Origin of the sequence: Rhizobium sp. SJZ105, from assembly GCF_007828365.1 — a bacterium.
GTDB lineage: Bacteria > Pseudomonadota > Alphaproteobacteria > Rhizobiales > Rhizobiaceae > Agrobacterium > Agrobacterium tumefaciens.
Genome location: NZ_VIUP01000001.1, coordinates 134,531 through 155,895 on the forward strand (window position 1 = coordinate 134,531; position 21,365 = coordinate 155,895).

The 21,365-nt window shown below is 56.8% G+C and carries 23 protein-coding genes and 3 tRNA genes; 11 read left to right on the plus strand and 15 right to left on the minus strand.

What is annotated here, in order from left to right; genetic code table 11:
- Positions 1-36 precede the first annotated feature (36 nt).
- The 6 genes from FB593_RS00705 to FB593_RS00730 all read right to left on the minus strand — a co-directional run bounded on the left by FB593_RS00705 (position 37) and on the right by FB593_RS00730 (position 4,456).
- On the minus strand, positions 37-687 hold the full coding sequence (locus tag FB593_RS00705) for a non-canonical purine NTP pyrophosphatase (RefSeq protein WP_145166256.1): 651 nt from the start codon (positions 685-687) through the stop codon (positions 37-39).
- Positions 684-1,442 (minus strand): SIR2 family NAD-dependent protein deacylase, encoded by a 759-nt coding sequence (locus FB593_RS00710; protein ID WP_111828829.1) that lies wholly within the window; start codon positions 1,440-1,442, stop codon positions 684-686. The genes FB593_RS00705 and FB593_RS00710 overlap by 4 nt, the downstream gene beginning before the upstream one ends.
- A 77-nt stretch (positions 1,443-1,519) precedes the next feature.
- A complete protein-coding gene (locus FB593_RS00715) occupies positions 1,520-2,137 on the minus strand; it encodes a class I SAM-dependent methyltransferase (RefSeq protein WP_115063030.1) in 618 nt (205 codons plus the stop codon).
- Complete coding sequence (locus FB593_RS00720) at positions 2,127-3,677, minus strand: HTH domain-containing protein (RefSeq protein WP_162803601.1); 1,551 nt, start codon at positions 3,675-3,677, stop codon at positions 2,127-2,129. The genes FB593_RS00715 and FB593_RS00720 overlap by 11 nt, the downstream gene beginning before the upstream one ends.
- Before the next feature lie 345 nt (positions 3,678-4,022).
- Positions 4,023-4,099, minus strand: a tRNA-Arg gene (locus FB593_RS00725).
- Between the two features lie 51 nt (positions 4,100-4,150).
- Positions 4,151-4,456 carry an ETC complex I subunit gene (locus FB593_RS00730; protein ID WP_003495468.1) on the minus strand — a complete coding sequence of 102 codons (306 nt, stop codon included), beginning with the start codon at positions 4,454-4,456 and terminating at the stop codon, positions 4,151-4,153.
- A 265-nt stretch (positions 4,457-4,721) separates the two neighbouring features.
- On the opposite strand from FB593_RS00730, the gene FB593_RS00735 reads away from it, so the two are divergent.
- Positions 4,722-4,798 (plus strand) — tRNA-Pro (locus tag FB593_RS00735).
- A gap of 54 nt (positions 4,799-4,852) precedes the next feature.
- On the opposite strand, the gene FB593_RS00740 is transcribed toward FB593_RS00735, so the two are convergent.
- Together FB593_RS00740 and FB593_RS00750 are read right to left on the minus strand one after the other, a co-directional pair.
- Positions 4,853-5,995: a ceramide glucosyltransferase gene (locus FB593_RS00740; RefSeq protein WP_145166257.1), complete on the minus strand. Its 1,143-nt coding sequence runs from the start codon at positions 5,993-5,995 to the stop codon at positions 4,853-4,855.
- A gap of 583 nt (positions 5,996-6,578) precedes the next feature.
- The gene (locus FB593_RS00750) at positions 6,579-6,848 is read right to left on the minus strand and encodes a DUF982 domain-containing protein (protein ID WP_003515956.1); all 270 of its coding nucleotides are present in this window, start codon (positions 6,846-6,848) and stop codon (positions 6,579-6,581) included.
- Positions 6,849-7,059: 211 nt separating this feature from the next.
- Here FB593_RS00750 and FB593_RS00755 point away from each other — a divergent pair, with 211 nt between their 5' ends.
- Positions 7,060-7,308 carry a BON domain-containing protein gene (locus tag FB593_RS00755; RefSeq protein ID WP_145166258.1) on the plus strand — a complete coding sequence of 83 codons (249 nt, stop codon included), beginning with the start codon at positions 7,060-7,062 and terminating at the stop codon, positions 7,306-7,308.
- 59 nt (positions 7,309-7,367) lie between these two features.
- On the opposite strand, the gene FB593_RS00760 is transcribed toward FB593_RS00755, so the two are convergent.
- A complete protein-coding gene (locus FB593_RS00760; protein ID WP_038491344.1) occupies positions 7,368-7,853 on the minus strand; it encodes a DUF192 domain-containing protein in 486 nt (161 codons plus the stop codon).
- A complete protein-coding gene (locus FB593_RS00765; RefSeq protein WP_013636345.1) occupies positions 7,853-8,431 on the minus strand; it encodes a cold-shock protein in 579 nt (192 codons plus the stop codon). The genes FB593_RS00760 and FB593_RS00765 overlap by 1 nt, the downstream gene beginning before the upstream one ends.
- A gap of 190 nt (positions 8,432-8,621) precedes the next feature.
- Here FB593_RS00765 and FB593_RS00770 point away from each other — a divergent pair, with 190 nt between their 5' ends.
- From FB593_RS00770 to FB593_RS00780, 3 genes are all read left to right on the plus strand, one after another.
- Positions 8,622-9,062 carry a VOC family protein gene (locus tag FB593_RS00770; RefSeq protein WP_003515949.1) on the plus strand — a complete coding sequence of 147 codons (441 nt, stop codon included), beginning with the start codon at positions 8,622-8,624 and terminating at the stop codon, positions 9,060-9,062.
- 157 nt (positions 9,063-9,219) lie between these two features.
- Positions 9,220-10,476: a YcbK family protein gene (locus tag FB593_RS00775; protein ID WP_162760804.1), complete on the plus strand. Its 1,257-nt coding sequence runs from the start codon at positions 9,220-9,222 to the stop codon at positions 10,474-10,476.
- A 143-nt stretch (positions 10,477-10,619) separates the two neighbouring features.
- Positions 10,620-11,363: a glycosyltransferase family 25 protein gene (locus tag FB593_RS00780; protein ID WP_113473076.1), complete on the plus strand. Its 744-nt coding sequence runs from the start codon at positions 10,620-10,622 to the stop codon at positions 11,361-11,363.
- 11 nt (positions 11,364-11,374) lie between these two features.
- On the opposite strand, the gene FB593_RS00785 is transcribed toward FB593_RS00780, so the two are convergent.
- The 4 genes from FB593_RS00785 to FB593_RS00795 form a co-directional block, all read right to left on the minus strand.
- The gene (locus FB593_RS00785; protein ID WP_236735593.1) at positions 11,375-11,854 is read right to left on the minus strand and encodes a pyridoxamine 5'-phosphate oxidase family protein; all 480 of its coding nucleotides are present in this window, start codon (positions 11,852-11,854) and stop codon (positions 11,375-11,377) included.
- 33 nt (positions 11,855-11,887) lie between these two features.
- Positions 11,888-12,175, minus strand: a complete 288-nt coding sequence (locus FB593_RS27405; RefSeq protein WP_162760805.1) for a hypothetical protein — start codon at positions 12,173-12,175, stop codon at positions 11,888-11,890.
- Between the two features lie 236 nt (positions 12,176-12,411).
- Positions 12,412-12,993, minus strand: coding sequence for a DUF1003 domain-containing protein (locus FB593_RS00790; RefSeq protein ID WP_003515941.1), 582 nt, complete (start codon positions 12,991-12,993; stop codon positions 12,412-12,414).
- A 310-nt stretch (positions 12,994-13,303) separates the two neighbouring features.
- Positions 13,304-13,379 (minus strand) — tRNA-Lys (locus FB593_RS00795).
- Positions 13,380-13,720: 341 nt separating this feature from the next.
- Here FB593_RS00795 and FB593_RS00800 point away from each other — a divergent pair.
- Positions 13,721-14,467: a cytochrome c biogenesis CcdA family protein gene (locus FB593_RS00800; RefSeq protein ID WP_025593718.1), complete on the plus strand. Its 747-nt coding sequence runs from the start codon at positions 13,721-13,723 to the stop codon at positions 14,465-14,467.
- Positions 14,468-14,502: 35 nt separating this feature from the next.
- Complete coding sequence (locus FB593_RS00805; RefSeq protein ID WP_013636340.1) at positions 14,503-15,441, plus strand: AEC family transporter; 939 nt, start codon at positions 14,503-14,505, stop codon at positions 15,439-15,441.
- On the opposite strand, the gene FB593_RS00810 is transcribed toward FB593_RS00805, so the two are convergent.
- On the minus strand, positions 15,425-16,633 hold the full coding sequence (locus FB593_RS00810) for a UbiH/UbiF family hydroxylase (protein WP_145166259.1): 1,209 nt from the start codon (positions 16,631-16,633) through the stop codon (positions 15,425-15,427). The genes FB593_RS00805 and FB593_RS00810 overlap by 17 nt on opposite strands.
- 209 nt (positions 16,634-16,842) lie before the next feature.
- Here FB593_RS00810 and pcsA point away from each other — a divergent pair, with 209 nt between their 5' ends.
- The 4 genes from pcsA to FB593_RS00830 all read left to right on the plus strand — a co-directional run bounded on the left by pcsA (position 16,843) and on the right by FB593_RS00830 (position 21,338).
- Positions 16,843-17,568: a phosphatidylcholine synthase gene (gene pcsA / locus FB593_RS00815; protein WP_025593712.1), complete on the plus strand. Its 726-nt coding sequence runs from the start codon at positions 16,843-16,845 to the stop codon at positions 17,566-17,568.
- 212 nt (positions 17,569-17,780) lie between these two features.
- Positions 17,781-19,337 carry an ABC transporter ATP-binding protein gene (locus tag FB593_RS00820; RefSeq protein WP_162711083.1) on the plus strand — a complete coding sequence of 519 codons (1,557 nt, stop codon included), beginning with the start codon at positions 17,781-17,783 and terminating at the stop codon, positions 19,335-19,337.
- The gene (locus FB593_RS00825) at positions 19,327-20,418 is read left to right on the plus strand and encodes an ABC transporter permease (RefSeq protein WP_065687273.1); all 1,092 of its coding nucleotides are present in this window, start codon (positions 19,327-19,329) and stop codon (positions 20,416-20,418) included. The genes FB593_RS00820 and FB593_RS00825 overlap by 11 nt, the downstream gene beginning before the upstream one ends.
- Entirely contained in the window at positions 20,418-21,338 is a 921-nt protein-coding gene (locus FB593_RS00830; RefSeq protein WP_019566110.1) for an ABC transporter permease, read from the plus strand. Before FB593_RS00825 ends, FB593_RS00830 begins: the two co-directional genes overlap by 1 nt.
- Positions 21,339-21,365: the final 27 nt, after the last annotated feature.

Here is a 21,365-nt window from a genome sequence, read left to right on the forward strand (position 1 = left end):
CGTCAATCCATGCGCCACTGTGTCTTTCTGCCTCGTTTAACTCAGATTGAACAGGGCGTCGCCCGACTCCGTGGAGAGAAATGCTGCAAATTTCCGTATTGCTTTGGTAGATTGCGACATACTCAGCTTTGTGGACAACCCCTCTTCACCCTCCGAAATCTCTGCATAAGTCCTGTGAGATTTATCGTCGTCTGGGCGAAAGATTACGTCCCAATAGAACGACCTATCGCCGCACGGCTCATAAGCCAGCGTACCGGAGGTCTCACCCACAAACGTATACGTCGCCATTCCGTCACAGTAACCGACGACGGCTCGCGCTGTCGCGCGTTCACCACCACAGCCAATCCGTGCCAAAAAACCGTCAGGACCAAGCGCGTCCCACATTGGCTGCGTCAATCCACCTGGAAAGCCGGAGGCGGCATTTTTCTCGAGGATTAGGCCGGCATGCTCGACAATACATGGTGCCAGAATGGTCTTGTAAGCGGATCGAGCTTTGTGACGGACCATTTCTTCGATGTCGATTTCAAGGGGCTCCTCGGTTGGAACTCTTGAAACTTGGAAGTCGATGAGGTCACCAATATTGTGTTTAGCGCCCGCGTCGTCCACGAACTCGGTTTCGGCGATTACGGCAAGCTCTTCGTCTTTGAACTGACTACGCGTAGCGTAGAAGATAGTGCGCTTTTTCATGACACGATCTCCTCTAGGACTTTTACTAGGGTCTCGGTGCGCTTGTCCCCGTATGTGGGGATGATTTCAATGTTGCGTTTGTGGAATAGGGTATACTCGAAGTCGGACGGATTGTTGACAACGATATACGCGCGTTTACCAGTATCGCTATCGGGTAGTGTCTGGAGCAATTCGTTTAGAAGATCGAAGAGAAAACCGATGTTCAAGTCTCCAAAGCTGTATCCAACGAAAAGCGCTACCCTGTTAAGCAGGTCGGAGCGCAGCTTGAAATCGAGAGGAACATCGTAACGGAGCCTTTTGTAATAGTGTGCTTCCGAAAAAACCATCAAATCCGGATTGTTGAAGTCACCGTGAAATTTCACGACCTCGACCGGATCGCTGGCCCCCATGTCTCGCTCTCGAGCTACGACTTTAACTTGCCTGCCGGCTAAACGCAGCGAGCGTTCAAGCAGATCATCGTAGTTTGTGGTGTAGTAGGTCTTTGAGTTCACGAAAGAGGCGAGGGCGTTGTGGACGCGGGATGCCTTTATGGCCTCGTCCTCCACGTGAAATTTTCGGACAAGCCAATTCGTAAGGGGTGCGAAGTTCCCCATCTTCTGACCAAAGAACTCAAGTATCTGGAGGTCCGTACCACGGTATCTAAGCAGTTCTGGATCGGAGTATCCCATCAGGCGGCATGCTTCGCTTACCATTTCTGACCATGATGGACCGCGTTGAATTTCATCGGAGCCGGGTGTTTTCCACGTGAATGACATTGATGCGCCCGCTCCCACGAATGGGACCACTCGGCCTTGGCGATAGAGTTTCTTTAGTTCAGCGGGGACCGTTACTTTCATGGCTTTCTGGCTGCCAATCTCGTCAAGGAATGGTGATGGGGAATGTTGTTGTGCGGATGAGTTTCAAAAAGGATGGCGTCCGATACGCTCTCGAGGTCCCAACCATTGAAAATCCTCACGAACCAATCGTGGTCGAGGAGAAGAGGATCAAAACCCGGATGCGCGCTGAGGTCGTGACTGCCTGAATTGAACGAAACCAGTATAAATGTACCGTCAGGGACGAGGGCCGACTGAAGAATGGAGATCAATCGCCGCGCGGACATTTCGGACGGCAGGCAATGCGTCAACCCGTACGACACAATAACGTCATAGCTCTCCGGGACGAAATCATAGTCCAAAGCATCGCAATGTACCCATTGTATACGCTCGTTGGGGAAAAGTGCTCGACCGTTTTTGATTGCTGCGGCCGAACACTCGATCGCCGTAACCTTGGCACCGGCACGTGCGAAGGCCGCTGCGTTCTTACCTTCGCCCGCACCCACGTCTAGGATTCTTAAACCCTCAACGCGTTGCTTGCTCAGGTATTCGCGAACCAATGATCCCGGGGAGGTTCCCCAAAATCCCCTTACGGCGACGTAACCGTCGTCGTAGCCACCGTCTGTTTCAACGAGCATTCAATTCCTCCATCAATGTCGACAGCGCTCGTTCGTAGGCGTCGAGCCCGAGCCAATTGAAGATGATTGTGTCGGCATCACCAGTCATGTAACGAATTTTGCTTTCGACAGGCGCAGTGTAGAGCTTGACGAATTCGGGAAACGTGATGGCGTCTTCGCTGTGTCCTTCACGGTCCCGATACATCTCAAACGCGACGTCAGGCGGCGTGTAAACATAGAGCAATGCTACAGGCAGCGTCGCGTGCTTTTTGAGGACTTCAAGGGTCTCCGGATGCCTTATACCATCGACTAGGACTCGATCCGATTGCGTGTTCGCTGCCGCTGCAGCAAGCGCCTTGCCGAGTTCGTATGGTCCGCTAGGGCCGGTGATAAATTTTTCAGCGGATGTTTGAAAGACCTCGCGAGGCGTAGAAGGAACTGGAGGCATGTTCATCAGTTGCGCCAGGACCTGACCTGAGTTCACGCCCTCATAGCCGTACCTCTCTTTGAGAAACTTGCTTGTCGCGGATTTCCCCGATCCGATCGATCCAACAATGCAAAGAACGTGAGGTCCTTGGAATATCGATCGGCGCTGAATCTTATAGCTCGGAACCATCTCCATCGAACTCTTGAAGAACGAACGGATGACGAGCTGTGACCAGTATTCGAATTCGGAAAGATTGATCGGCTCCTTCAACGTGTCGAGCCACTTGATCTTGTTCATCGAGGCTTCGCCTCGACCGACAGATTTCCACTGAGACCAGTCGTTGACCCAGTATCGCAACACCACCGCCACATGTCTGATGCCGACATCCGAGGAGTCGTCATTAAGTATCCCCAGAAACTCAAGCTCGTTAGGGTCAACGATAGGGCGACCTTTGGGCAACATTAATTCTTCGGAGATTTCGCGTGCTGCGTTTTGTCTGATCCCGAGGTCATCAAAAGAGAAAAGGTCGCGGTCGTCTTCATTTACATGGCCGCCAAACCCTACACATTGCGCGCCTCTAAGAAACTTAGCTGTCCGGTTATAAAGGCCTCGCCGAAAAGTCAGTATTTTCGATTGATATTGAATGACCGTATATGTGATGACCTGCTTGTAGCCATCATCTGTTTCCGCCGCGGATCGATGCAGGTACGTGGTTTCGCTATCCTTCAGTTTCACGATTGGATTTGGAGGCGAAGTGTGTCCAATTCCCTGATAATGCAGGAAACCTTGGTAAACCGATTTCGGCACGCAGAGTACCATCTCCGACGATGGGACCGGAGCACGGCGTTCTGCTCTGTAGACTTTAAGACCTTCTGATGCATTCGACGGCTGTTCTGCTAACAGTTCGCGAAGATAAAACCGACCCGGGCCGGTTCTGATGAAAGGGGAGGTCTCGTTGTCCAATATGTCGACACTCAAGCGAGCTTGCATAGATTTTTGAGGCGTATTGCTGAGTCCGGCCGGTGGAAAAAGTTCGTCCTCAAGGCCGTAATCAACGAGCGCGCGAGCCGTGAGGGGGCGTTTGTGCTTCCTCAATACCGTTTCGGCGACCCAGAGATAAGTTACGTCTTCCACGTTGTTGCGATACCCAAGTAAAGGAATGGAAAGACTATCTCCAATCGAGCATTGCGTAACTCGTCCACTTATACGACACGAGGGTTATCCCCAGTAATCAACGGTTGAATCGGCTGTTTTGCCTAGAAAATCGCTGAGTTGTCCCGATCGCGGGCGACTGTGATTGGAGGGATGTCTCGCTTCTTCGGGAATACAGCGCGACCGCAGGACCGTCCGTTACGAGCGAAAAATCGGACATGCCCAAATCAAATGCCGCGAGTGGACCCAATCAGTCAGCACAGGGACAAACCAAACCCGCGAAATCATCCGCGATCTGGATTCCGAAAGCGGCAGTTTAGATCAAGATGGCGACCCCTGCAGGATTCGAACCTGCGACATTCGACTTAGAAGGTCGACGCTCTATCCAGCTGAGCTAAGGGGCCGTCGTGCCGGACTATTGTTGCTCCGGCTGAAAATCGTTCAGTGCGTCTTCTTCAATGCGTCCAGGGCTGGGTGCGGTTGAAGCGGAAATTATCCGTGTAGGATACAACCTTGCGGGTTGCTTCCTTTGGCTGGATGACGCGGTATTCGATGCCCTTGCGCTGCGCATAGGCTTCGGCCTGTTCCTGCGTCTCGAATGTCAGCTTGACCTGCTGCTTCATGTCGGATGTCGAGGTGTATCCCATGATCGGATCGATCTTGCGCGGGACCTCAGCGTCGAATTCCAGAACCCAGACATTGGTTTTCGCCTTGCCGGATTGCATGGCGGTCTTTGCAGGGCGGTAAATCTTCGCAGACATGTCGAAACTGCTCCGGTTGGGCGGTGGGGCATGCGCCCCGGATTACTATTCACGTACCTGAATAGAATAACCAAATCGTGTCAGGAACGCTGAATTTGAAATGGACCGACTCCATGTGAGAGTCAAGACGATTATCCTTTGCGACCTCTTCACGGTCCCACCGCGTTGCATGAGTTTTCAATAATCGAGACAATGGGCTCAACAAAGATGAATTTCCCTGTTGCGGACTGCGGGTGAACCGTGTATTCCCCAGCCATCGCCTCGGCGGAGTGTAGCGCAGTCTGGTAGCGCATCTGGTTTGGGACCAGAGGGTCGGGAGTTCGAATCTCTCCACTCCGACCATTTAAAGCGAAACATTCGCTTGTCGGTGTAACCCTTTCAAATAATAGCTTCCGTTCAGTCCGCTGAAGGTCCGGCCAATGTGCTTTCGGCCGTGCCGATCGTCATGACATTGCCGCGCCATGCAACCGCGCTGCCGATCCAGCTGCGTACCCAGACGAATGGCATGATGACATCCCGCGCGACCATTGCCGGAAGGGTATAGAGTGATACCGGCCACCGGTTGAGAGCTGCGAGCGCCAGTTCCGGGCCATACATGATGGCGAGTACGGCAATCGCGGTGACGGCAAGGTTCACATCGGCGGCAGCGGCGGCAGCGAGTGCGAAGAGGAGCGGGGGAAGCGCGCCGGTGAGGATTTCCGGGGCGAAATATTGCGGGAAGGTGACGCGCCGCAGCCGCGCCCAGCGGGTCTGCCGCGACCATATCTCACCGGCATGGCGCTGTCCGAGCGGCTGCTCGAACGGGGCCGACACCAGGTGTACCTTGCGACCGGCATTTCTGACCAGCTTCGTGGAAGCGGCATCTTCGGCGATTTCGGCGGCGAGCGCGCGGATGCCGCCGCGCTCTTCCAGGAACGGCTTGTTCCAAAACATCGATTTGCCCTGCGCGAAGCCCATGCCGATGGCTTCCGCCGCATATTGCCAGCGGCCTTGCGAGCCGTTGAGGAAGGCGCATTCCACATGCGCCCAGAAGCCATCCGGCCGGGAGCCGAGCGGTGGCGAGCAGACCAGTCCGCTATCCGGCCGCCAGGCCGACATCATGGTTTCGATATAGGATTGCGGCATCAAAACATTGGAATCGGCCAGAATGACCCATTCGTGCCGAGCAGCACGCCAGCCCTTGACGCAATTGTTCAGTTTGGGATTGGCGCTGATGCGATCATCGCCGATGAGCAATTGCGCTGAAACTGCGGGGAAGGCCGCGCTTGCCTTGCGCACTTCCTCGATCACGGGATCGAACTCGTCGGCGACGCAGAACAGCAGCTCATAGTCCGGCCAGTTGAGCTGGAAGGCGCGCGACAGCGTCAGCGGTGTGAAAGTTTCGATGCCGCGCAGCGGCACCACCAGTGATACCGGCGGTTTCTGCCGGACAAGTGCGTTGTCCGTATCGCATCTTTTCAGCCGCCAGCCTGCCAGAACGACGCCGAGAAGATTGAAGGCGAGGAGCAGAATTGCGCAAAGGGCAAAAACAGTTTCCATGCTGGCCAGTTCCACTCCCAAGCTTTCAGCGGTTTACCCGCCAACCGATTCCATGGAATTCGTCATTGCGGATTATAACGTTTGCATGACAGTTACATGTCATGTTCCGCAGGCAGGATCCGACTTCGGTCGTTCATGCGCCCCTGGCGCACGGGTCGATGCCGCGTTTGTTACCGAGAAAGCGTGAACGGTTTTTGCAGACTACCTCTTCGCTAGGGGAGACGGTCGTTTGCCTGGTTGAATGCCATAACGACGAAGCGGGCGTGTCGCGCTATCAGGAATAGTCACGTCGAAACACCGATTGTAAGACAGAAATCTATCCGAGTATTGACTGCCGGTGCATGGGGAAAATTAAGACGGTGTATCTCACAGCAACCTCCCGATCCCTGTGCGCCCGGCCATTTGAATAGGACGAAGCTCAGGCTTCAATCAAACGGGCGATCCACGCAGGTGGATTGCCCGTTGTTTTGACCTCTGGAGGTGAGTTGATGACTGCAGATCGACTTGCCGCTCATCCGATTGTCATCACCGTAAGTGTCTGATATTTAGTCTATAATATTCACAAAGCCTTCCGCGTGACGACCTAGTGGATGTTCAGAATATGCGCGTGGCTGCTTGCGACCAGAAACGATTCCCGCGCTTTTTCGATGTCGCATTTTCCGGCGATAGCATCGAGACAGTTCCTGCGCGCGTCCTCATATTCCGGTCCGTGTTCGTCCGGCCAGCGGTACATCAGCATGTCCAGCGCCACCAGAGGGCTGTAGATTTCCACCGCTGCGGATAGCGGCAGGTGGATAGCCACCGGCTTCATCCACGAGGCGTGGTGACACGGCTCCGTTTTGTTAATCAGCATGTCATTCTCCTCCCTGTTTCATGCGCCTTGACGGCAGATTTCACTCCCATGCGCGAAATGCTCACCTCACGAAATGGTTCCCGATCACCTAAAATGTGATCGGGCAGGGGGTTCCAATTTGCCAAGATGAATGGAAGATGAACGAATTGATGAACCGGAGATGAACAAAATCGTGATTCGGGCGTTGTAATAGCCAAGAAGGAGAACGCACATGTTCAATTTGTCAGGCATTCAGGATAGCTTCTTTGGAGACCGCATGGCGGGTGTATGCGAGGCCATCACCTCTGCATTGGCTTTCGAAAACGGTCTCGAGAAGTCGCGGATTTCCGCAACCGTCGAAAATGACGTGATCTATCTTGAAGGGACGGCGGATTCGGTAGAGGCAATCGACATTGCCATCAATCTTGCCGCATCCATTTCCAATTGCCGGATTTTGAGCCATATCGAGCCGGTCTACTGAGATCTTGCCGGCCGGGCGAAACGTCGTCCGGCCTTTTCAGACGCAGTAACGCGGCAATGTCATTTCCGGTTGCCGATTTGTGCACTGCGAACCACATCGCCCGGTTTGATGCCGTAGCGTTTGGCAGTGCCGCCATTCAGTTCAAGCACGAATTTGACCGACCCACGGGAGCTGATGATCGCTTCTGAATGTGGCACGGCGTTCTCGTGGATATGGGTTATGCGCCCGTCCCGGGCGATGAACAGCATGTCGAGCGGAATGAGAGTATTCCTCATCCACATGGCTACATCCCGCTCCTTGCCGAAATCGAACAGCATACCGCTTCCAAGCGGCATGGACTTGCGAAACATAAGGCCCTGTTCGCGCTGGGCGTTGTCCAGCGCCAGTTCCGCAACAAATTCGTGGGTTTCTCCGGAGGCGGTCTCTATCGTCAGCGGTTCGGATTGAAACGTCTGCTGTTGTTGAGCCTGTGCTGCGCTTGAGAGCGTGAAAAAAAGAAGCGCCAGAACGGCGCTCTTCATCAAGTGGCGAAACACAGCGGCCATCAGTGCGACATCCCGATCGGGGCCGGGTTGTCGGGGTGGATCTCCGCCGCCATCAAACCCTTGTCGCCATCGCCGAAGCGCACCAGCACCACCTGGCCCGGACGCAGTTCCGTGAGGCCGAAACGGCGCAGCGTTTCCATATGCACGAAAATATCTTCAGTGCCTTCGCCGCGCGTCAAGAAACCGAAACCCTTGGTGCGGTTGAACCACTTGACGATTGCACGCTCAAGCCCGCTTGACGGCGTGACCTGCACATGGGTGCGAACCGGCGGCAGCTGCGACGGGTGAACGGCGGTGGACTGATCCATCGACAGGATGCGGAAGGCCTGAAAGCCGCGGTCACGCCGCTGGATGAGGGCAACGATGCGCGTACCCTCGAGAATGGTCTGATACCCATCACGGCGCAGGCAGGAGACATGCAGCAGCACGTCCTGCATGCCATTGTCAGGCACGATAAAGCCGAAACCCTTGGCAACGTCGAACCATTTCACCGCGCCGGTGATTTCGGTCAGGTCCACGGCATCGGCCGAAAGGTCCTCGACATCGACTATCGTTTTCGATGACATCCTATCAGCCATATCCTGCCAACCCCTCGATTACGCGCCACACACCGGTCAACTGATTCCTGTGTACCAGATTAACATCTTGGTAACGGTTCCACGCAAGCCCTAGTTTTTGATTTGCGTAGCTGCTTTTATGTCGCCGTCCTTGTCCGGGGCTTGCGATCATGCGTTTATGGCCCGGAAAAGCGTATTGGAGAGGAAGAAAATGCGGTATCTGCACACGATGGTTCGCGTCAAAGACCTTGGCGAATCAATGAAATTCTATTGCGACCTGATGGGTCTCGAGGAAATACGCCGGATCGAAAACGAAAAAGGCCGTTTCACTCTGGTTTTTCTTGCAGCGCGCGACGATATCTCTGCGGCGCGGGAAAAAAAGGCGCCTTCCCTTGAACTCACCTACAATTGGGACACCGAAGATTACACCGGCGGCCGCAATTTCGGGCACCTGGCCTATGAGGTCGACAATATTTACGACTTCTGTGCCCACCTTCAGCAAAATGGCGTCGTGATCAACCGGCCGCCGCGTGACGGTCACATGGCCTTCGTTCGTTCGCCCGACGGTATTTCCTTCGAAATCTTGCAGAAGGGCGAAAGCCTCGCGCCAGCCGAACCGTGGATATCTATGCAGAATACGGGTTCGTGGTAGGGGTTTTCCCGACCAGAAGAGACGATTTCGGTCACTCTTGCCTTGTCCGGATGGGTTGAGGCATAGTCCGCGAATCGAAACGGCATGTTCTGTTTTGAAAAAGCAGACGATTCCGTTCCCGTGCTGCTGTTGTAAATGCAAGATACGGAGGCCACCCATGAAAGCTGTCGATAGCGCGAAAGGACGCGTTGCCTGTCAGCGTCTTGTTGTCGCGGTTTCGTTGCTCGGGCTTGCCGGATGCGTTTCAGCGGTGACGGATGACGACATGGCTGCCAACAGCAAAAAGCCGGCGATTTCCGCCGAGCAGAAGGCGCAGGCGGCATCGGCGGTTCATAATCCGGCCGCCAAACAGCAGCAGGGGCATTACGTGGATCCCGCTGTGGCCTCCGCAACCGGCGGGGCCGTTGCGGCCCAGCCGCAGGCGCCCGGTGGCCCCGCACAGGGTTACGGTGCCGCCGCCGATATTGGCGGCCTGACGACGCAGCCGACGGCGATTTCCGCGGGTACATCAAGCATATATTCAAGCAGACCTGCCGTTGCGGCGGGGGCTACAGCCGCAGCGGGTGCACCTTCCCAGGGTATCGCGCCCGCCGTCAGCAGCGTCTACTCGGCACCAGTGCTGGCGACACAGCCGCAACCGGTATCTGCAACGGGACAAGTGCCGACTGCCGTGCCGGTACCGGCAGAACAGCACAGCGAAAACCGTCAGGCGGTTCCCGCACCAGCGCCGCAAAATGCGTCGGAACAGCTCGCAGCTGCTTCAGCACAGTCTTCTGGAGCCGGAAAACGAGCAGGCGAGGGGCAGGAAAGTGAGGGCACAGTCGTGCCGCTGGCAGCTTTCTTCGCCGGTGCGGCCAAGAAGCGCCTTCCGAAAATGATCGAAAACGGTACGGCGGAGAATACGCAGGTTGCCGCGCTTTCCGGCGGGTCGGACAGGACGATGGGTATAGCGCTTTCCGGCCGTTCGATGATGTCTGACGAATTCGACGATGCGCATCTCGAAGACGAGGATGACCAGCCGGCCGGCCTGATGAAGCTTGCCTCGCTCTCCGGCCTCACTCGAGTTTCTCCGAACGGGCTTTTCCTGCAGACCGATCATGTTGAAGTCGGTTGTTTCAAGCCGGAACTGGTGCGCATGATCAAGGATGTCGAGCGCCACTACAACAGCCCGGCCATCGTCACCTCGGGTTATCGCCCGCCAAAGGGCATAAGGCAGGGTTCCAAGCACTACACCTGCGATGCAGCCGACATCCAGATCAAGGGCGTTTCCAAATGGGAGCTTGCGTCCTATCTGCGCTCGATGCCGCAGCGTGGTGGTGTAGGCACCTATTGCCACACCGAATCGGTCCACATGGATACGGGCGAAGCCAGAGACTGGAACTGGCGCTGCCGCCGCACCGCCCCGCGTAAATAATCTCGCGCCGCATTCTCGAACCATCAAAGCTTGCGCGTTGCTCGCCCGAAATTCTGCCGGCGTAGAAATCACGGCATGCAGACAGGGTGCGCCACATGCTGTAGGAGACGGTTTCCCGACCCTATGCGCATGGTGCTTTCCGAATGCTGCCGATATCCGCTTTTCCCGTTTACATCATCTCCATCGCCAGAGCGCGCGCCCGTATTGAAAAGATGCTGAACGGAGCATCAGGTCTTGGGCTGGATTTGCGCCCGGTGGAAGGTGTTGACGGTAAGACCATTCCCGCTGCCGAATGGACGGATTTTAACAGGCGCGGCTTTGAGCTTCGCAACGGCCGTCATGCCTTGCCTGGGGAGTATGGCTGTTATGCCAGCCATATCAAGGCACTGGAGATTTTCCTCGCCACGGATGCGCCGGTTGCCGTGATCGTTGAGGATGATGTTGCCTTCACGCCTGACTTCTCCGATCGGGTCAAGGCAATGATCGCGATCATGCCTGAGAATTCCATCGTAAAGCTGACCAATCACCGCCACAGAGGTTTCAGAGCCAGGAAGACCAGCGCTCTCGGAGACAAGCTGGGGCGCTGCATATACGGGCCACAGGGATCGTCGGCCTGCTATATCATCTCACGCGGTGGAGCGGAGAAGTTTCTGAAAGCGGCAAGGGTGATGACGCTGCCTTTCGACCGGGCGCTGGAATGCGGCTGGGGTTACGGCACGCATGTCTACGTCACCGAAAAGGATTTTCTGCCTTTCGGCGATCCAGACACGCTGGTCGGAACGCGCGCGGAATATCGCGGCAGCAAATTTGCCCGGTTGAACCGGGTGCCAGCCTATCTCTCCAGTTTTTATGACAATATCGCGCGGTATGTGTACGCCTATCTGTAGAGGGAGGCCGCTTAACGCACGAAATCTTCCCTCTGGACCGCTTTGCGGCCCGTGAGGCTTTCTTTTTGGATGCTGAAGAAAATCGGCTTGGTGGAGTCTGTTCCATTTTCGTGCGGATGGATCGTTGAGCCTCCCGGCTCCCACCAGTTCGGGTGTTTCTGGATCAGAGACCAGGCGTAGATCCGCTCGCTTTGCCATTGCTCGTTATCTTCAAGCTCCTGATAGAGGCCATGGAGAATTACGCTTGTCCATGTGCTGGTGTTTTTGACCTCATCGACCTGAAGGCAAACATGAGGGTTCAGGCGCATATTCTCTATCTTGGCTCCCATCATCGAGAAGCTGTAGACTCCACCCTCGTGAAACACGAAATGGATCGGCACCACATAGGGCCTGTCATGATCGATACAGGCAAGATGCCCGAAGCTCATCCGGGAAAGGAATGCGATGCATTCCGCCGATGTCATTTCTTCTAGATGGACACTTGACGCCATGATGATCACTCCGTTCTGGGCAGGTGACAACGATCATCTGATCGCGCCGCCTTCATTTTCCCATCTCTCGACAGCCGGGCTTCCGGATTTTTGGGTAAACTGAAATATTTCCCGGTTCTTATGGTGAGGAGCCGACGCAGCCGGGATTGGTTTACGCCTGCCGGAACCACGCCGAATGGCGGCGATCAGAACTCGCCTGCACGCGTCCAGTTTCGACGAACCGCCTAACGTTGCAGCACCTTTTTCAAGCCTGTCGATCGCCTTGACGAGCAGGGGCGCACGATCTGGATCGACATTTCGTTTTCGATTGATGGAAGACATTTCGTCCTCCTTTGGTTGGGGCCAAGGCAGATGCACCTTTACACAACAGCGCCCGCTTCAAATGCTGCCATTGATTTATTCTGCGCTCTATATGAGGGATGCGCAAGCACATAGCTTGTCTGGAAACCATCCATGAAGTGCTGCAGCTGCTACTGTACGACCGGCACACAAAGCGCGTTCCGTTGCACATGGAATCGGCGCGCGGGCGCGATTTTCCGTATTCTGACGTAAATTTTCTAGCCTGTTTGTTTCAGCACGAGTTTTGTCAAAAGGTCGATCTGCTGCTGCTGTTTATCGACGAGGGCTTTCAGCTCGATAGAGCGCATCCGATCGAACTTATCGTGCAGCGCCATGATTTCGATCTCTGCCTTCAGATTGACCTCGTAGTCATGTGCGGCGTCGATTCGATCCTTGGCTGCATGGCGGTTCTGGCTCATCATGATCACCGGCGCCTGAACCGCTGCGAGCATGGATAAGATGAGATTGAGGAAAATGAACGGGTAGGGATCGAAGGCGTTCGAAGCCGCGATGATGTTTGCGCTCAGCCATATCGCAAGCAAAGCCGCAAATATAAGGATAAAGGTCCAGGAGCCACCGAATTTGGCAACTGCATCCGCAAGCCGCTGGCCGGGCGTCAGTCTCTCGTCGAAAACCGCATTCGCGTCCGCCGAGATGGTGCGCCTTGCTGCAAGACGACGAAATATTGCTTTTTCCCTGTCCGGCAGCAGCTCAAGCGGTTTCCCCAGATAACGGCTCGCTCCCTCCGCCAGGTCCTGAGGTATGAGCATGTCACTGTCGTCTTCGATATGGGTTGCCATTGTTCTTTCTCCCTTGGCTCGCGCCAATCCGACGACCGACTCCGGACCGAAGGTCGCCCCTACACGGATCAGGTATTAGCACACGCCATCGTACCATGCTTTGCATTGAGCGGCCTTATCGGCCGGTTCGCGAGCCAGGGGTCGGCGTGTGAGGGAGGGCGGCGATTTGCGTTCTTCTGGGAGGCAGTTTCAGGGACGAGATCTGTCGTAACGCAACTTCAAGTCACGCGGCGCAAGCGCATATCGTTACCGCCAGCGAACATATCGATGGGCATTATGCGTCTTAACTTATTGATATCTTTGATGAAGGTGGTGAGAGCGCAGGGATTCGAACCCTGGACCTACTGATTAAAAGTCAGTTGCTCTACCGGCTGAGCTACGCTCTCCCGTGTCGGGGCTGGGATGCCCTTCGGAAGTGCGCGGAACATAGGTAGAGCGATCCGTTCGGTCAACCCAAAAAAAGCGCTTTCTACAATCAATCCGGTTTTTTTTGTCGCACCCCCGAAAAGGTGATTGGAGAGAGGGGGCGGCTGGGGATAAAAGCGGCTTCAGACATGTCTGGCAAACCGGTGAAATCGTTTTGCGGCAATGGCATGCGCCAAAATGAGAGCGTGAAACGCGGCGAATCTCGGGAATCGCGACGTGCCTTGCTGATCTTTTTGCGCGTGACGTTATCCCAAAACCGATTCCCGCTTTTGGGAGACATGCGTCAATGCGGAGTTCTTTCTTGTCGATTGCCGATATTTCCCTGTTCAGCGCGCTTCTGGCCGGTGCCCTTTCATTTCTGTCGCCCTGCGTCCTGCCGTTGGTGCCGCCTTACCTCTGCTATATGGCCGGTGTTTCGGTGGAGCAGTTCAGGACGGAGAATACCGCGCCGCGGCCTGAAATCCGCAGGGCCGTGCTGTTTTCGGCTTTCTTCTTCACGCTCGGTTTTGCCACGGTCTTCGTGGCGCTGGGTGCCGGTGCTTCGACGATCGGCACGCTGTTGCGCCAGAACCTCGATATTCTCGCCAAGATTGGCGGTTTCATCATCATCCTGATGGGCCTTAACTTTCTCGGTGTTTTCCGCATTGGCCTGTTTTCGCGTGAGGCGCGGTTTCAGGGGGCGGGCAAACCGGCCACGCTTTCCGGCGCCTATGTCATGGGCCTCGCCTTTGCCTTCGGCTGGACGCCCTGCATCGGTCCTGTCCTCGGCGCGATCCTCGGCGTTGCCGCCTCGCGTGACACGGTTGGAGATGGCGCGATGCTGCTTGCGGTCTATTCGCTTGGCCTTGCGGTGCCATTCTGGATTGCTGCAGCCTTTTCCGGTTCCTTCATGCGTTTCCTCGTCCGTTTCCGCCGCCATCTCGGTCTTGTGGAAAAGCTGATGGGTGTGTTGCTGGTGCTCACCGGCCTCGCTTTCATGACCGGTTTCATCACCAATGTGGCGATCTGGTTCCAGGAGACCTTTCCGATCCTGATGAAAATCGGCTAAGCCTCCCCGCGTATTTCATACGCGGGGGAAAGACTGTGGCCGATATCGTCGGATTGCTTTTGCCGTTTTTCGGCCTGATCTTCATCGGCTACGGCACGGCGCGCATAACGAAACAGCCGGTCGAGGCGATGGGCTGGCTGAACACCTTCATCATCTATGCGGCGCTTCCGGCGCTGTTTTTCAAGCTGGTGTCGAAAACGCCGGTGGAAGAACTGACGCGCATGGATTTCGTTGCCGCCAGTCTTGCCTGCACCTACGGCATTTTCTTGGCTGTGTTTTTGATCGGCCGGTTCGTGAGAAAGAACAATCTCGCCGAAACGACGATCCAGAGTTTCGCGGCAAGCTACGGCAATATTGGTTATATGGGTCCGGGGCTTGCGCTTCTGGCGCTCGGTGAAAAAGCGGCAGTGCCCGTCGCGCTGATCGTCTGTCTCGAAAACGCCGCCCATTTCATCGTCGCACCGGCGATGATGGCGGTTGCGGGCGGTGACAAGCGCTCTGCAGCAAGGCTTGCGCTGGATGTGGCGCGCAAGGTCATTACTCACCCGTTCATCGTGTCGGTAATCGCCGGTTTTCTGGCCGCTTCGCTGTCATGGCAGCCGCCGGAGGCGGTGCAGCGGCTGGTGGACTATCTGGCGCAATCGGCAGCACCATGCGCTCTGTTTGCCATGGGTGTCACGCTGGCGCTGCGGCCAATGAAGCGGGTGCCGGTCGAAATCAGCTATATCGTCCCGGCAAAGCTTATCCTGCATCCGCTTGCCGCTTATCTTGTGCTCTCGTCGCTCGGGCGGTTCGAACCGGTATGGATCTATTCCGCCGTGCTGCTTGCGGGCTTGCCGACCGCGACGAATGTCTTCGTCATCGGCCAGCAATATCACGTCTGGCAGGAGAGGGCATCGGCGACGATCCTGATCTCGACGGTGCTTTCGGTCTTCACGCTGACGGGCGTGGTTTATTTCATCCAGCCTTTTTGAAGCTGCCGAACAGCAGCGAGGGCAGGGCCTTCAGCCCGCGCCCCGGCTCGATGCCTTCGCGCATGACCATGCTTCTGAGCGTGCCGATGCCGGATAGCACATGCAGACCAGCCGCACGCGCCATCTGCACCGGCAGTAGATCGGAAAGCAGCGACCGGTTGAGGAGATCGACGCTGAGGGTGCGGGTGTAGACATCCGCCCGCCGCTTGCGGTCGAAGCTGCTGCCGGCATCCGCCGCAATCGGGTGGTCGGAGACGGCGCCGAGCAGTTCGGTGAGGGCGATGATGTCGCGCAGGCTGAGGTTCAGACCCTGTGCGCCGATGGGCGGGAAACCATGTGCAGCCTCGCCGACCAGGGCGACGCGGCCCTTGCCGAAGCGATGCGCGGTCATGGAAGACAGTGGCCATGCCTGCACGCTGTCTTCCACCGTAACGGCGCCGAGCATGGATTGCATGCGCTCTTCCACCTTGAGGCTGAGCGCTTCAAGCGGCAGTGCCGTCAACTCTTCCGCTTGCGCTGGAGTGACAACCCAGACGAGGCTGGAGCGGTCGCCGGGCAGGGGAACCTGCGTGAAAGGTCCCGTGGGCGTATGGAATTCTGTCGAGACATTGCCGTGCGGTCGGCTATGGCTGAAGTTCAAAACGATGGCCGTCTGGGGATAGGACCAGGATTTGACGCCGATTGCGGCTGCATCCCGCACCATCGACTTCCTGCCATCCGCGCCGATCAGAAAATCTGCGGAGAGCGCTTCACCATCGCTAAGTGTTACCGATACACGGTCGTTGCCGATATCAATCGTCTCGGCGGTGGTTTCGAAGCGGGTAATATTGTGTTCCTGTTCGACCGCTTCGCTAAGCACGCCAAGCAGCGCCTCATTGGGAATATTCCAGCCGAATGCATCCAACCCGATTTCAGAGGAGCGGAACTGCACGGTGGGCGCGCGCAGCAGGCGGTCGGTGCCGTCAATGATCTGCATGGTGGAAAGACGGGCTGCGGCAGGGGCTATGCGCGACCAGAGGCCAAGGCGGTCCATGAAGCGGATCGACTGGTCCATCAGCGCCGTGGTGCGCCGGTCCTTCTTTTCGCTGGGGGGCGCAACAAGCGCCACGTGGCGGCCCGCCCGCGCAAGCGCTATGGCCGCAATCTGGCCCGCAAGTCCCGCACCAGTGATGGCGATATCGAAGTGTCTCATGGTCCTGATCCGTTGTTATTTCCAAGGCATCATAAAGGCTTTGCGCGGGTAAATCCACTTTGACCCCGGAACATCCCGGCGTAAACATTCGTTGGTTGTACCGCTATATTAGTCCTAGGATAAGCCAGATCAGCCGGTTGCAAAGCGTGGTGAATGGCCGCATACCGGAATGAACAGGGCGGATGAAAAGCGGGGCGCAGACGCTGACCATGAAAATTTTCAACTACAAGCGTGTTCCCTACGCGGAAATCCGCGCCTTTTCCGTTCATATTTTGACGGCATCCGGGTCGTTTCTGGCTTTTCTTGGCGTCGTCGCCGCTTCCGAACACCGCTTTGTCGACATGTTCTGGTGGCTGGGGCTTGCGCTGCTGGTGGATGGCATTGACGGGCCCATCGCCCGCAAGGTTCGGGTGAAGGAAGTTCTGCCCAACTGGTCCGGCGATACGCTCGACAATATCATCGACTATGTCACCTATGTGCTCTTGCCCGCCTTTGCGCTTTACCAGAGCGGCATGATCGGCGAACCGCTATCCTTCGTTGCGGCTGGCATGATCGTGGTGTCGAGCGCCATCTATTACGCCGACATGGGCATGAAGACGGACGAATATTTCTTCTCCGGCTTTCCGGTGGTGTGGAACATGGTGGTGTTCACGCTGTTCGTCATGGATGCCAGCGCCACAACAGCCATGACTGTTGTTACCGTTTCGGTGTTCCTGACATTCCTGCCGATCAATTTCCTGCATCCGGTGCGCGTGAAGCGATTGCGGCCGCTTAATCTGGCAATCGTGTTCGTCTGGTGCGCGCTTGGCGGTTATGCGTTGCTGATGCATTTCGAAACGCCGACCTGGGCGGTGATCGGCTTTGTGGCGAGCGGGCTTTATCTCTATTGCATCGGCGGAATATTGCAGTTTTTCCCCGCGCTCGGCGCGAAATAAGAAAAGCGTAAAGCCGTTTATTGCTTGTGCAAATTGCATTTAAGCAACGTCTTTTTCAGTTGTGCGCAGCAGCAAAACAGTTATCAATAAATCATGATCGCGCAGCATTGCATACGTGTTGTAGCCTGATTGGGAACAATGACCACGGTTGCTGAAATGCTTCGAAGAAAGCATGGGTAGCCGGTGTAGAGAGGGAATTCGTGACTGGAACTATGGCGCCGGAGGCCGTGCCTCTCCTGTCCGTTCGCAAGCTGACCAAGCTGTTCGGCAATTTCGCCGCATGCAACGGCATCGACCTCGATATAGCGCCGGGCGAAATCCACGCGCTTCTGGGTGAAAACGGCGCGGGCAAGTCCACGCTCGTCAAGATGCTGTTCGGCGTGCTCTCGCCGAGCGAGGGTGATATCGTCTGGCAGGGTCAGCCGGTTTCCATAGGTTCGCCAAGCGAGGCCCGCAGGCTCGGCATCGGCATGGTGTTCCAGCATTTCTCCCTGTTTGAGGCGTTGACGGTTGCTGAAAACATCGCCCTGTCGCTGGACCCGAAAATTTCATTGAAGGAAATCGCCAAGGAAGCGGAACAGCTTTCGCGCTCCTATGGCCTGCCTCTCGATCCCAATGCGCATGTCGCAGATCTTTCGGTTGGCGAGCGCCAGCGTATCGAGATCGTGCGCGCCCTGTTGCAGAACCCGCGCCTTATCATTCTCGACGAGCCGACTTCGGTTTTGACACCGCAGGAGGCGGACAAACTGTTCGAGACGCTGGCGAAGCTGAAGGCCGAAGGCCGTTCGGTGCTTTATATCAGCCACCGGCTGGAAGAGGTGCAGCGTATCTGCGACCGCGCTACCGTTCTGCGCCATGGCAAGGTTACGGGGGCCTGCGATCCGCGCAAGGAAACACCGGCATCTCTGGCGCGCATGATGGTGGGTAGCGATGTCGCAAGCGTTTCGCGACCGACGGGCGATGCCCTCGGTCAACCGCAGATCGAAGTCATGGGGCTTTCCGTTGCGCCACGCACGCCCTTTGCCGTGGCGTTGAAAGCGGTTTCCATGACTGTGCGCGCCGGCGAAGTGCTGGCGATTGCCGGGGTTGCCGGAAACGGGCAGGGCGAGTTGTTCGATGCGCTTTCGGGCGAATATCCCGTCTATAATAATGATGCGATCCATCTCCGCGGCAAGCCGGTCGGCCGCATCGGCATCAATGGCCGACGGCTGATGGGCGCCGGTTTCGTACCCGAGGAGCGCCACGGCCATGCCGCGGTTCCCGGCATGAGCCTTTCCGACAATCTTCTGCTGGCGCGGGCGCGCTCCGACCGTAAGGCCTTTCTGACGGGCGGTTTTCTGCGCATCGTCAGGGGTTCAGCTATCAAGGCGGCGGCGCGGCGCATATCGGAAACCATGGATGTGCGCAAAAGCGGGGCAGATCCGCTGGCGGGATCGCTGTCAGGTGGCAATCTGCAAAAATTCATCGTCGGGCGCGAACTCGATCGTCAACCGGCCGTGCTTGTTGTCAACCAGCCGACATGGGGTGTGGATGCGGGGGCGGCGAGCCGTATCCGGCAGGCGCTGGTCGATCTCGCCAAAGCCGGCTCTGCCGTCATCGTCATCAGCCAGGACCTCGATGAAATCTTCGAGGTCGCCACCAATATCGCGGTCATTTCCGATGGGCAGCTTTCGCAGGCCTATCCGGTGGAAGACATGACGCTTGAAAAGATCGGCCTGCTGATGGGCGGCGTCCACACACAGTCAGGAGCCGCCCAGCATGCGCATTGAGCTTGAAAAACGGGCAGGGATCTCGAAGCTATTTACCCTTCTCTCGCCGCTTCTGGCACTGGTGCTGACGCTGCTTGTCGGCGCCATCATGTTCGCCATACTCGGCAAAAATCCGCTCGATGCGCTTTACGCCTTTTTCATCGAGCCTCTGCTGGAGGTCTGGTCGCTGCATGAGCTGGCGATCAAGGCCGCACCGCTGATCCTGATCGCGGTTGGCCTGTCTATCTGTTATCGCTCCAACAACTGGAATATCGGCGCGGAAGGACAATTCACCATTGGCGCGATCACCGGTTCCATCCTGCCGGTGCTTTATCCGGATTGGCATTCGCCACTCATCCTGCCGTTGATGCTGGTTATGGGCGCCATCGGTGGCGCACTCTATGCCGGTATTCCGGCGCTGTTGAAGACGAAGTTCAACACCAACGAAATCCTCGTCAGCCTGATGCTGGTCTATGTCGCGCAGCTTTTTCTCGACTGGCTGACGCGCGGCATCTGGCGCGATCCGGGCGGCTATAACTTCCCGCAGACGAAACCCTTCAACGAGAGCGCAGTGCTGCCGGAAATGCTGGCATCGGGCCGGGCGCATTGGGGTTTCGTGTTTGCCATCGTGGCGGCCATCGCGCTGTGGTTCATGATGCGTTACATGCTGAAAGGCTTCGAGGTCACGGTTCTTGGCCAATCGGCGCGGGCAGGGCGTTTTGCCGGTTTCTCATCGAGCCGCATGGTCTGGTTTTCGATGCTGCTTTCCGGCGCGCTTGCCGGGCTTGCGGGCATTTCGGAAGCCTCCGGCTCCATCGGCCATCTTCAGCCCAGCATTTCTCCGGGTTACGGCTTCACCGCCATCATCGTCGCCTTTCTCGGCCGCCTCAATCCGCTCGGTATCATCCTCTCCGGGCTGGTGCTTGCACTGACCTATCTTGGTGGTGAGGCGGCGCAGCTTTCCATCGGTGTGTCTGACAAGGTGACGCGTGTGTTTCAGGGGCTGATGCTGTTCTTCGTACTCTCCTGCGATACGTTGATCTTTTACCGCATCAGGATCGTCTTCACCGGCAAGGCGCATAACAGCCAAGGAGCGGCATGATGGATATGCTTCAGGCCATCCTTCTCACGGTCATCACTGCCGCCACACCGCTCGTCCTTGCCGCCTCGGGCGAGCTGGTGGCGGAACGCTCCGGCGTCCTCAATCTCGGCGTCGAGGGCATGATGATCATGGGTGCGGTCTGCGCTTTCGCTGCTGCGCATATGACCGGTTCGCCCTATCTCGGCATTCTGGCCGGTATCGCGTCGGGCGCGGTTTTCTCGCTGCTCTTCGGTTTCCTGACGTTGACGCTCGTTACCAACCAGGTGGCGACGGGACTTGCGCTGACCATTCTCGGTCTTGGCGTTTCAGGCATGCTGGGCGAAAGCTTCGTTGGCCTGCCGGGCGTCAAGCTGCAGCCCATCGTCTTTCCGGTGCTGTCGGAGATACCCTTCATCGGCCCCTTGCTGTTCCGGCAAGACCTGATCTTCTACATGTCCATCGCGCTCGTTGCCGGCATAAGCTGGTTTCTGTTCAAGAGCCGCACGGGTCTCAAGATCCGCGCCATCGGCGACAATCACGGTTCTGCCCATGCGCTTGGCATAAACGTCATCCGCACACGCTATCTGGCTGTCATGTTCGGCGGTGCGTGCGCGGGGCTTGCCGGCGCGCAGCTTTCGCTGGTCTATACGCCGCAATGGGTGGAAAACATGTCGGCCGGGCGTGGCTGGATCGCATTGGCGCTCGTCGTCTTCGCGTCCTGGCGTCCATGGCGGGTGCTGGCAGGCGGTTATCTGTTCGGCGCTGTCACCATCGGGCAGTTGCACGCCCAGGCATTCGGCATTGGCGTGCCGTCGCAACTGCTTTCGGCGCTGCCCTATATCGCAACTATTGTCGTGCTGGTCATCATCTCGCATAATCGCCGCACGACCTTGATCAACACGCCGGCATCACTGGGCAAATCCTTCGTGCCGGACCGGTGAGAAAAACTTCCAGTCTCCAAACCAAAC